Raw genomic sequence first — 10,530 nt, 5'->3', positions numbered from 1 at the left:
GGCAGACTCAACTGTTGTTCCCAACAACACGATGAATTAGTGATTGATGATCAGCGATGTGGTTTCCAGTGGCGATAAATATAGAGTCAAAATTAAAGCGTTGATAGACGACGCGTTGAGCGCTGATACTTGTATGAAGGTTCTGGGAGGGGGATATTGTGGTAACAACGGTCTGGATCATATGGTTCAACATTTGGACCAAGAAACCGGTGGGTAAGATTGAATGAATACATGCACTTCAAACGTCAAAGACAGTAGAAGCAATGGTCTATCTCTCTTGGAAAATATGGCCAATGTAGACCAAAGACCTATCGATCTTTTAAATGCAAGCGAAGGTTCTAGATCGGCCTGCTTATTGCTCTTGTCAGATAATTTGGAGGCGGTAGCTTTCAATTATTTCTTTAAAAATAATGACATTTTAACATTCAAGCAATTTTTATATTTGTCTGCGAAACTTCGAGTTATGCGACAGCACATCGACCCAGGGAAAGGGTATTTGATAACCGATCTTTTCACCGTGCTAGTTTCTGACAGTGCGGAGCTGATCGAGTGGTATCGGCAATGCAATTCTATGTTTCATCCAGATAAGGCTAACTCCGATGGAGATAAGGATAATCCTAAGAATTGGATGTTTTATCGGTATCAATCATGGTTGGCCTTGAATGCCCGTTGGGATGAACTGGGTGAACGATGCGAAAGAGTACTGGCAATAAAAGATGAAATAAAAAAAGATCGATCGTATCTCATTGATCATTACTTTTATCTGGCATTGGCCAAAGGCGATAAAGCAGGGATGGAAAAAGTGTTGGAAGAAAAAAGCCTTCCCAAAAATAGAAGAATTAGATATGAGCAGGAATCAGCAATAACTCGAGATTTCATTGATTCCTATGCAACGTTTTTTTCAAAGCTGGCTTGGTATAACGGCTATGAAGTGGATGTCGAAAATCCTTGGATTCCCAAAGATTGGCTGCCGATAAAACCCAATGATCAATACGACGATGTTTGGGAGTTTATGAAGGAATTTGATATTTGGCAGCCGTTTTCAGAGCCTTGGACAAAGTTCTCACCAAGGCTGCGTTAAAGCTGTTTGCGCGATGGTCATGATCCAAGCGAGCGACTGTTGACTTTTACCCGAACGGAAGCAATTTGTGCACGCTTTGCACAGAGACTTTTGACAGGTCTTGCGTTCTTCCTGCACTCAAACAATCCGTGAGACCACTCACCTTTCGATCCATCGCCCTTTTTATCCTGCAAGCCCTGATATTCGTGCTGGTGCAAGCGGGATATGGGGTCGCGGGCTCGGTCACGACCACGGGCGTCATCAAACCCCTGGCGGTTGAGAACGCCCAGGCCATCAAGTACGACGGTGGCGAAGGCACGGACACCAGCGGTGCTGAGGCAGGTGCCAGCAACGCCAACCTCAAGGGTGCCACCGTGGTTGCCCTGGGCGATGTATCGCTGGTTGCGGGCAACAACATCAATGTGCTGGACCAGCACACCGAGAGCCACGAGTTTGAGGCCGAGTACAAAAAGACCAGCGGCTTCTTGAGCAAGAAGACCAGTACCTCGCAATCGGTCACCGACACCGTCGCCACGGTCGGCTCGCAAGTCAGTGGCAAGAACGTGCTGCTGCAAGCCGGCCAGGTGGGCGAAGACGGCAAGCTGGTCGCGGGCTCCGGCGATATCAGGATCCAAGGCTCCGACATCAGTGCCAGCGACAAGGTCACCTTGAACGCTGGCCGCGACATCCTCATCGTCCCCGGCCAGGGCACCCTGCAAGAGTCGCATGAAGAGACGCACAAGCGCTCGGGTCTGTCAGCCAGCTTGATGGACGGCGTCTCTGTCGGCTCCAGCAGCGCCAAGGGCACGGGGAGCTCCAGCCAGACCATCAACGTGGGCTCGCGCATCCAGGGTGGCGACATCCAGATGCAAGCCGGGCGCGATGCCACCATCCAGGCCAGCCAGGTGATTGCCGACCGGGACATCGATGTCAAGGCCGGGCGCAACATCAACATCACCGCTGCGCGCGATACCCAGAACAGTGAGTACACATCGAGCAGCCGTAGCACGGGCGTGGGCCTGTTGCCAGGTCTGTCGGCCAACTACACCGCGTTTGGGCAGAACCGCACCGACCAAAACGGCAAGGACCGCCTGGGCGTAGGCACCACCAGCGTGCTGAGCGCCAACGAAGGCAGCCTGACCCTGCGCGCCGGCACCGACGAGCAGTACAAGGGCACCGGCCAAGGCAATGTGACCGCACAAGGCGCCGACCTGCTGGCCAAGGAGCGCGTCAGCATCAGCGGCAATGCGGTAGACCTGCAGGCCGTAGAGACCACGCACGAGAGCGAAGACCATCTGCGCAGCAAGAGCCTGGTGGTAGGCGCACGCCCTGCGGGCATGCTGGGCGCGGTCATCAACACGGCCGATGCAGCGCTGCAAAGCGCCCGCAGCGGCTCCGAGCGCCTGGCAGGGGCCAACGCCCTTAAGGCTGGTTATGACGCTTACAAGTACGCGCAGAACGGTGCTGCCAACGAGGCTGCTGCGGTGCGCCAAGTCACTGGCAGCGGAGGCAACGGCAAAGCGATCGATCCCAATGCCGCCAGCTATGGCGTGAGCGTCTCCATCAGCGCGAGCGAAAGCCGCCAGGACAGCAGCCAAAACAGCACTACGCAGCGCGGCACCAATGTCCAGGCGTCCAACATCGACATCACTGCCAACGAAGGCGACATCACCACCCATGGTGCCAAGCTGCAGGCAGAGAACATTGCGCTCGATGCCGCCAAGAACATCCACCTGCTGGCCGTTCAAAACACCCAAGCGGTGCAAAGCAGCAGCAGCAGCTCGGGCGGCGGCCTGGGTGTAACGGTGGCGCTGGGCGAGCAAAGCGGCATTAGCTTCCAGGCCAACTACGGCCAATCGCGCAACCGTGGCAATGGCACGGAGACCGTAAACGACAACACGCAAATCATTGCCGGCAACCGCCTGAGCATCAAATCGGGTGGCGATACGGAACTGCGCGGCGCGCAAGTGGCGGGCAAGCAAGTGTCGGTCGATGTGGGGGGCAACCTCACCATCGAAACCTTGCAAGACAAGACCACCTACGAGATGCAGCAAAGCAGCTCAGGCTTTAACGTCAGCCTGTGCATACCGCCCATCTGCTATGGCAACCCGGTGACTGGCAGCGTCAACGTCAGCCGCACCGAGCTGAACCACAACTACCAAAGCGCAGTTGGGCAAAGCGGCATCTCTGCCGGCGAGGGCGGCTACGACATCAAGGTGGGCGGCAACACCCACCTGATAGGTGGCGCCATCACCAGCACTGCAGAGGCCGACAAAAACCAGCTGCAAACACAAAGCCTGACCTTTAGCGACCTGACCAATACGCAGGACACCCATGTCAGCACCAGCAGCATTGGCCTGGCCTATGGCAGCGGCAGTGCTCTGTCGACCATTGCAGCCAACGCCACCAGCAACCTGCTGGCCGGCACCGCTGCGCAAGCGGGCCTGCCTGAAGCGGGCAGCGACCGCAGCCAAACCCAAAGCGTCATCAGCCCCGGCAAGGTCACCATCACCGGCCAAGACGCCGATGGCAGCAGTGCCCAGGCAGTGGCCACGTTGACGCAGCGCGACCCGGAGACGGCAGACCAGGGCCTGAGCAACCGCCTGACCTTGGTGCAAGCCCAGCAGATTGAGGCGAACCAGAGGGAGGCGCAGGAGAACCTGCAGGCGGCCGGCATCTTTGGTGGTGTGGCTGCTGGTGTGGTGGGGGATATAGCAGAAGCAAAGGAATGGAAGGATGGCTCGCCTGAGAAGGTGGCATTGCACGGCATGGTGGGCGCTGCCGTTGCTGCTATGGGTGGCGGCAATGCTGGCATTGGTTTGTTGACTGGTGCCGCAAACGAGCTGGCGGTTGGCGTAATGGCCGATTACTTGGTAGGCCTTGGATACGTCAAAGGAACGCCTGAGTTCAATGAACTGATGAAGGTCGGTTCGGCGGCCCTGGGCACTCTGGTTGGTAAGGCGGCTGGTGGCAACGCCACGGATGTAGCTGTGTCAGGCCAGTTGGCGAAGGGTGCAACGGAGAACAACTATCTCAAGCACACCGATGTAGACAAGCTCTCTAAGGCCTTGAGAAAGTGCGAGGACCAAGCCTGCCGTGACACGGCCATGCTGGAGGCGTATACCGCTAGCGCAAAAAATGACGTTGAACTGCTGAACTGCAATGCCACCGCCAACTGCGATGAATTGATTGCGGAATACAGAAAAGGCTATGCAGCGATCCAAAACTTGGTGGACGCAGGCGTTGACGACAATACCCTTGGGCATATCTTCAACATGGAAGATAGCGCCTCTAGGATGATCGGCACTGGTGCGTATAAAAAGCAATGCGTCACCGCAGAATGCGTCACTACCGCGCAGTATTTGGTGGGGATTGGAACCGGGCTGAGCAATATCACTCCCGCAGGTGTTGCGGTGGGGACCGTTGATGCTGCCTACCAGCTCATTAACTCCATTGCCAATAGAGGGCTGACTGAAACCACAATTGCCATCGTCAAGGGCATTCAAGGGTTGCCAGAAAATATCGTTGAAGGGCTTAATAGCACTGACCCCAAAGTCCGGGGCGAAACACTGGTTAATGCGTTGCTAATTACGGGCGTTGCTACGACCGTTGGTCCGAAAATTGGTGTGAAGATTCTGGAGAATGCTGGCACGGGGCCATCTGCGGGATCTCGCGCTGCGCAGCGCGGAGGAGTCAAGTTCGGCGGCGACGCTGACAGCGGTGGCGGAAAAACTGGTTCTGGCGGAGCTTCTCCTAAACCGCCGGCTGCAGTGCAAGGAGGAACCGTTGAATTGTTTACTGATTCTCGAGGGCCGCAAGTACCTGGTGCTGTAGGGGTTGGACCTACTACGCCGGGAGCGGTAGCTTTGGATGCAACAAATATGCCGACTATTCCAAGTGGTAGCCAGGCGCGAGTGGTTGCGAACAACCCATACATTCCTCCAAAGGCAGGTGGTACCTTCATGATGATGGACTATTTGCCGGAAGCAACTCGTATTACTCAATCAGGGGGTGAGATTGTTATTAATGGAACACAGGCAAACAAATACTTGACCAATATACCGACCGCAGGTGAACTTGATGCGCTGGGCCTAACCATTAAGTATAAAGGTCCTCTGTTGCCTGAATATCAAGGGGTACCTTTTTTGCGGACGGATGGGTCAAAGCTGACTGATCCAATGTTTACTATCGTTTTCGTGAAAAAGTAAAGGATTAATATGAAGGTGGTTGAGGATTGTTGGGATCAGATTGATACATACAATTGCCAGTATGGTGCGCATGTGTTTGTTGATTCAACAGCAAAGATTTATGTAAATCACTGGCTGGCTACTAATCGTGAATTAGATAAGCTGTTTTATCGAAAAAACGATGAGGGATTTGTAGGTCATTGCATTCTTGTCTTTTATGGAGTAAAGGTTTTTGACTTGGTCGTAAGAGAGTGGTTTGTGCAAGATGGAGAAACCGTTTGGAAGAAACCCGTTGAATTTCACTACGCAGGCGAAGCACAAACAGGGACTACGAAGTACGAATTTGAAGGAAGTCTTCACGGGTTCGGTTCTTCGGTTTCAATAAAAATTGAGGCTCAGCGGTTTGCATTACAGATCTTGGGGAAAGACGAGCCAGCAAGGCAATCTTAAAATTTATGTCGCCGAATTTCTAAGTTTGTCGAATTCAAGCAGGATCTAAAATTCGATGGTAGATTTACAATTACTCATTGGAAATTTTTAAATTCCAAACATGAATATGTTGTACGCTTATTAATTAGCGATAAGGATAATACCAAAATTTGCATGTCGTTGTGGTTATGTAATGAATCTATCTATTGGTTCTCCTGATTTCGAGCTGGCTCTAGTTTCAGAATGTCGGATTGATGAAATAGGCGAAAAATTAGATGTAGATAATAATCTTAACTCTAAAAGATTTTTCGAAATAATTGATGAAGTGAAAATTAAGTTTATCGTTGTCCTTTATGCGAGCGGGTCCATATTGAAGGATGCGCAGGGATTTTTAGTTCTTTCGTTCCTGAGATTTAATAATGTGGATGCGGTGGCGAGTCCCGTTTCAGAACGGGGAGGGAGAATTACCAGCCAGACAATAAACTGAGTATAGATTGCCACCATCGCCAGGTCAAAGTGGTGCCGGCACAAATCGAATTGTTGTGGATTCTCGAACTGGTGCCACATATCTGACTTGGACCCACTACGGTGATGCTGGCAAGCCTGCTTTCGCAAGGATACGGTGAATCATGAATTCTTTTAATTACGACAAAATAATTAACGAAATTGATGTTTTTTGTGCAGAGATTTCAAGATTAAAGTCTGATGGGCTTTTCGTAATTGAATTTCCTATGCAATTTAGTAGTAAAAATGAGATATTTGAATTTGTAAAAGCAGAGTTTCCATTAGACCCTTTAATCAAAGGTGGAAAAAGTTGGGATGCACTTGCAGATTCTATTGGCGGAGGGCTTGAAAAATTTCGCGCCAATGGAGTAGTGGTGGTGATGAAATACGATACGAACAATAGGTGTCAATCGACCAGCTCAATGATTGAATTCATTGATATTTTGTTTCAAATAAGAAATGAACAAATTCCTGATGATATGAAAATTTATCTTTACCTGCCCAACGGTTTTGTTGAATAAATGAATTTTCTTTCGCTACAAAAACAGTGTAAATATAGATAATGGATCTAAACATCAAATTACCGAGGGATTTGTTTGCCATGGAAACTATTCAATTGAATGATATTCCGTGCGTATGCAAAGTGATGTTCAGTGGAGATTTTTATGTTGTATTTAGTGAGCTGTTGTTTGAAGCATCGGGTTTTATGAGTGATTTTAATAAAAAAGAGATCGATTTGAGATTTCCAGTGTGTGCAGGAGGGCCGTTCGCACAACACTGCAATGCAATGATCACCTTCGGGCCAGCCGATGATATTAAATATAAGGTTATAAACTTAAAGTTTTTTCATGGCCTATCCGGTTGGATTAGCCTGATCGAGAATTGTGATTTCGTTCCTATAGATGAAAATAAATACAATGGATACTAATATTTATTTCCTGGGAAATCACTCCTGTGTGCATAGTGAATTGCTGAGTTTTAAGCACATGACTTTTAAAAATACAGAAGAAAACTTGGTTTTTATTTTGAATGAGGTAGAAAGCCAACGCGAAATTTCTAAATCATTTCCTGAGCATATGCTGGGATTTGATGAAACTATCGCAAGGATTCATGAATATATAGAAGAAGCGGGAGAGTATGCTTTAGCGTATGAGCTAATGGTAATTCTACTTGAAACTTATGAATTTACTATTTCTGGATTGGGAGCTGTAAAGCTCTTGGAATTGGGCTTAATGATGAAGTTCAAGACTACTAGAGAGATCGTTAGCCAATTCAATTTGGAAAACTGCTGAGGACAAGCATATTTTTAAAAGACCCAGGTGCAGAGCTTAAGATACGCATAGCTATTATGGATATAGATGATTTTGAAATTAATGTCATGCTTCTTGCCTTGAGAGGGAGTGATGATTGGGTTGTAAAAATGCGAAGTCAAATTTCGCATCTGAAATTCTTAAAAAGAGAACACTTCAATTGCGGATTTGTCACATCCTTCAACCATTCTTCCAAGGCTGAATCTGTTGTTATCCCCCGTGATGAGACTGGGCTGCCAGTGAGCGGCTATCCACCTGCAATAAATGCAAGGCGCCGACATCCCGTTGACGGGTTGGTTAGCTTTCTAGTCTGGGTCGGACAAGATGGGGTGATTGACAGACTGGAAGCTGTTTCATTAACGGATGACAAGTGGCCAGAAGATATATTTGATGGGTTTTATGATTTCCAAGATGACTTTGGATGTATCGTTCAGGTCACTGCCGACAACAAATAATTGCAATAAATCAAGATTTATTCGAATAGATCTGTTTTCAGCTAGTTACGCCTAATTCTTAGTAGCTAACGCTTGAGCATCTTTGGGCTAAGCATCACTTCTTTGAAACTGCTTATGGTCTCTCTGTAGACAATTATTTTTAATAGCAGCTTATTGCGCCCAATCGATAGATATTTTTAATTGAAAATTAAAATCCGTGAGTATTGGTAAATCAACCAAGTTTAGAAAATGATCAAAGTAAACAAGATTTTTATTGGCGCCATCGCCAGTGCCGCCCTGTTAGCGGGCTGCAAAACCACCCCCAAGGCACCCCCGGGTCCCCTGAAGGTCGCCTACTCCAAAGCGCCGTATGCAGCACCCAGGCTCAAAGAAACGCCGACGGAAGTGCGGATCGTGCGGCGAGAGGAAACAAGCGCTGCCGTTGCGGCGCAGGTAGGGGTGCATCTGCTGATGGCTGCGTTGGGTGGTGGCGCGGCAATCAATACCTTCAACAAGGAAGACCTCAAGGGCGTCCCCATTGAGGATGTGGTTGACCGCCAATATTTGAACAACCCGGTGCCGACGAGCTTTGTTCAGTCGCTGCAAGAAGCGGTTGATGCGTCTATTGCCGATAACCCATGGGCGCAGCAGAAAAGCTTTAGCTATCCACTGGTGGTGGGAGGCGGGTCCGCGCAGCTGATCTATGACAACTTGATGGGTACAGATGACGCGAACTACCAGCTGGTGCTGGATCTGGATGTGTCCAAGAAGCGTGAAGCCGGCAAGCGCAAAACCCCCCCCCGTTGTCCGGTGCAGCGGCCGCTCCGAGCCCGCGCAACCTTTGGCCTATTGGGCAGAAGACTCTTACCGCAACGTGCAGCAAGAGCTGAACCGCATGTTGGCCGACTGCCAAGCCAAGGTGCTGGCGGATCTGCCCAACCTGTTAGAGCAGTAAACCCCTGAGAACCCTGAAGAGGATCCCTTGCCCCGCCAGCGTGCTGGCTGGGTTTTTTAGTGCGTTAGTGTTGAAAAGGATAGTTGGATGAAGAAGCATTCCTTGGCCTGGTTGGCCCCTGTACCGGTGGCGGTGTCCCTGTTGATGGCGAGCGGCGCGCAAGCGGCTGAGCGCAGTTTTACGCCGCAGGCAGGCACCTGGGTGGTGACCAGCGAAGTCAATGGCAAGCCGGGCCGTGGCCTGGCCATTGATGTGCAGGAGGACACGTTCTTCATGCAGGTCTACAACTACCAGGCCAATGGCGAGGCAACCTTCCACACGGCGCTGGGCGTGATGCAGGGCAATATAGTGACGGCGCCGCTGACCTACTACGCAGGCGGCCGCTACTTTGGCAGCGAGGCGCGCACGGCCGATGAAGCTGGCCAGGCCGGCAATGTGACGATCACTTTTGAGAATGGCCTGAAGGGCACGGTGCAGTTCCCCGGCGAGGCGCCGGTGGTCATTGAGCGCTTTGTGGCGGGCGACTCTGCCGACGCCTTCAAACCCCAGAACGCTGCCTTGATGCAGGGCGGGCAAAACGCGGTGTGGGCCACCATCGATGGCACGAACCTGCATGAGGTGTGGCAAAGCAATCTGGTGCAGGCGGGTGCCGGCTACCGGCTGACCTTGCGCCCGTTCAGCCAGGTCATCGCGCCACCGTTTACCGTTATCCGCGAACTCAACTACGACTGCCAGCGTGCCAGCCAGGGCGCCGTTGGTTTTGACTGCACGCAAGACGCTTCGCAAGCAGATTTGGACTACCTGCCCAAGCTCAGCTTTCGCTATGCCGCCGCCGATGTGACGGGCACAGCTGTGGCCAGCGAGGCATCGGGCAAGGAGCTGAAGCTGGTGGGCCACCTGCTGGCCAATGGCACGGTGCCCAGCGCCAATGTGGCCGAATGCCAGCCTGCGCTGCAAACCTTTGTGCCGGGCAACAGCTGCAATGCCTCGCGCATTCCCGTGAACGGCACCTGGGTGGTGGCCGATGAGCTCAATGGCAAGCCAGGCCGGGGCATCAGCATGGATGTGCAAAACGGCGTGGCCGTGCTGCAGATTTTTGACTACCTGAGCACCGGTGCATCCACCTTCCACATGGGCTCGGGCGCCTATGGCCAATCTGCGATGGATATCGGCCTGTTCCAGTACGCAGGCGGCCGTTACTTTGGCGGCCCCGCCCGCACCGGCCACGAAGTGCAAGATGCCGGCGCGGCCTACATCGATCTGCAGCAGGCCGATTCGCTGGTCGAAGGCACCATCCAGTTCCCCCACGAAGCACCCAAGAAGATCATCCGCATGGACCTGACCGGCCACGGCAGTCCTGCGGAATCGCTGCTGGGCTACTGGCAGTTGTCGATGAGCAAGGGCAACCTGCGCGTCAACACCCGCGCCACCCTGGACCGCATCACCGATGGCGTCGCCACCAACAGCACGGGCAGCGTACGTTGCCAGTTCGTATCAGTTGCTGAGCGGCGCGCCACCTGCGGCTTCTACACCGTCGGTGCAGCACCGCAAGAGATGGCCAGCACCACCTTCTTCTACAACGGCCACTCGCCTGCCACGGGCAGCGTGATGAAGATCAAGGACAGCAAGGGCAATGTGCTGGGGCTGTGAT

At 51.9% G+C, this 10,530-nt stretch carries 10 protein-coding genes; all 10 read left to right on the top strand.

Going from position 1 to position 10,530, the window contains the following annotated elements; translation table 11 throughout:
* Positions 1 to 286 precede the first annotated feature (286 nt).
* The 10 genes from LPW39_RS09470 (at position 287) to LPW39_RS09425 (ending at position 10,529) form a co-directional block, all read left to right on the top strand.
* Positions 287 to 1,081 (top strand): Imm49 family immunity protein, encoded by a 795-nt coding sequence (locus LPW39_RS09470; RefSeq protein WP_230773939.1) that lies wholly within the window; start codon positions 287 to 289, stop codon positions 1,079 to 1,081.
* Between the two features lie 128 nt (positions 1,082 to 1,209).
* The gene (locus LPW39_RS09465) at positions 1,210 to 5,268 is read left to right on the top strand and encodes a hemagglutinin repeat-containing protein (RefSeq protein WP_330166600.1); all 4,059 of its coding nucleotides are present in this window, start codon (positions 1,210 to 1,212) and stop codon (positions 5,266 to 5,268) included.
* A 9-nt stretch (positions 5,269 to 5,277) separates the two neighbouring features.
* Entirely contained in the window at positions 5,278 to 5,697 is a 420-nt protein-coding gene (locus tag LPW39_RS09460; protein WP_230773938.1) for a hypothetical protein, read from the top strand.
* A 172-nt stretch (positions 5,698 to 5,869) separates the two neighbouring features.
* The gene (locus LPW39_RS09455) at positions 5,870 to 6,163 is read left to right on the top strand and encodes a hypothetical protein (protein WP_230773937.1); all 294 of its coding nucleotides are present in this window, start codon (positions 5,870 to 5,872) and stop codon (positions 6,161 to 6,163) included.
* Positions 6,164 to 6,305: 142 nt separating this feature from the next.
* A complete protein-coding gene (locus LPW39_RS09450) occupies positions 6,306 to 6,701 on the top strand; it encodes a hypothetical protein (RefSeq protein WP_230773936.1) in 396 nt (131 codons plus the stop codon).
* Positions 6,702 to 6,781: 80 nt separating this feature from the next.
* A complete protein-coding gene (locus LPW39_RS09445) occupies positions 6,782 to 7,108 on the top strand; it encodes a hypothetical protein (protein WP_230773935.1) in 327 nt (108 codons plus the stop codon).
* Positions 7,098 to 7,472, top strand: a complete 375-nt coding sequence (locus LPW39_RS09440; RefSeq protein WP_230773934.1) for a hypothetical protein — start codon at positions 7,098 to 7,100, stop codon at positions 7,470 to 7,472. Before LPW39_RS09445 ends, LPW39_RS09440 begins: the two co-directional genes overlap by 11 nt.
* A 56-nt stretch (positions 7,473 to 7,528) precedes the next feature.
* Positions 7,529 to 7,945, top strand: coding sequence for a hypothetical protein (locus tag LPW39_RS09435; protein WP_230773933.1), 417 nt, complete (start codon positions 7,529 to 7,531; stop codon positions 7,943 to 7,945).
* A gap of 228 nt (positions 7,946 to 8,173) precedes the next feature.
* A complete protein-coding gene (locus LPW39_RS09430; RefSeq protein ID WP_230773932.1) occupies positions 8,174 to 8,887 on the top strand; it encodes a hypothetical protein in 714 nt (237 codons plus the stop codon).
* Positions 8,888 to 8,966: 79 nt separating this feature from the next.
* On the top strand, positions 8,967 to 10,529 hold the full coding sequence (locus tag LPW39_RS09425) for a hypothetical protein (RefSeq protein ID WP_230773931.1): 1,563 nt from the start codon (positions 8,967 to 8,969) through the stop codon (positions 10,527 to 10,529).
* Position 10,530 lies beyond the last annotated feature (1 nt).

Origin of the sequence: Comamonas koreensis (assembly GCF_021026195.1) — a bacterium.
Lineage (GTDB): Bacteria > Pseudomonadota > Gammaproteobacteria > Burkholderiales > Burkholderiaceae_C > Comamonas > Comamonas koreensis.
Note: the sequence above shows the minus strand (reverse complement) of the source record. Positions and strands in the feature narration are given on the sequence as shown.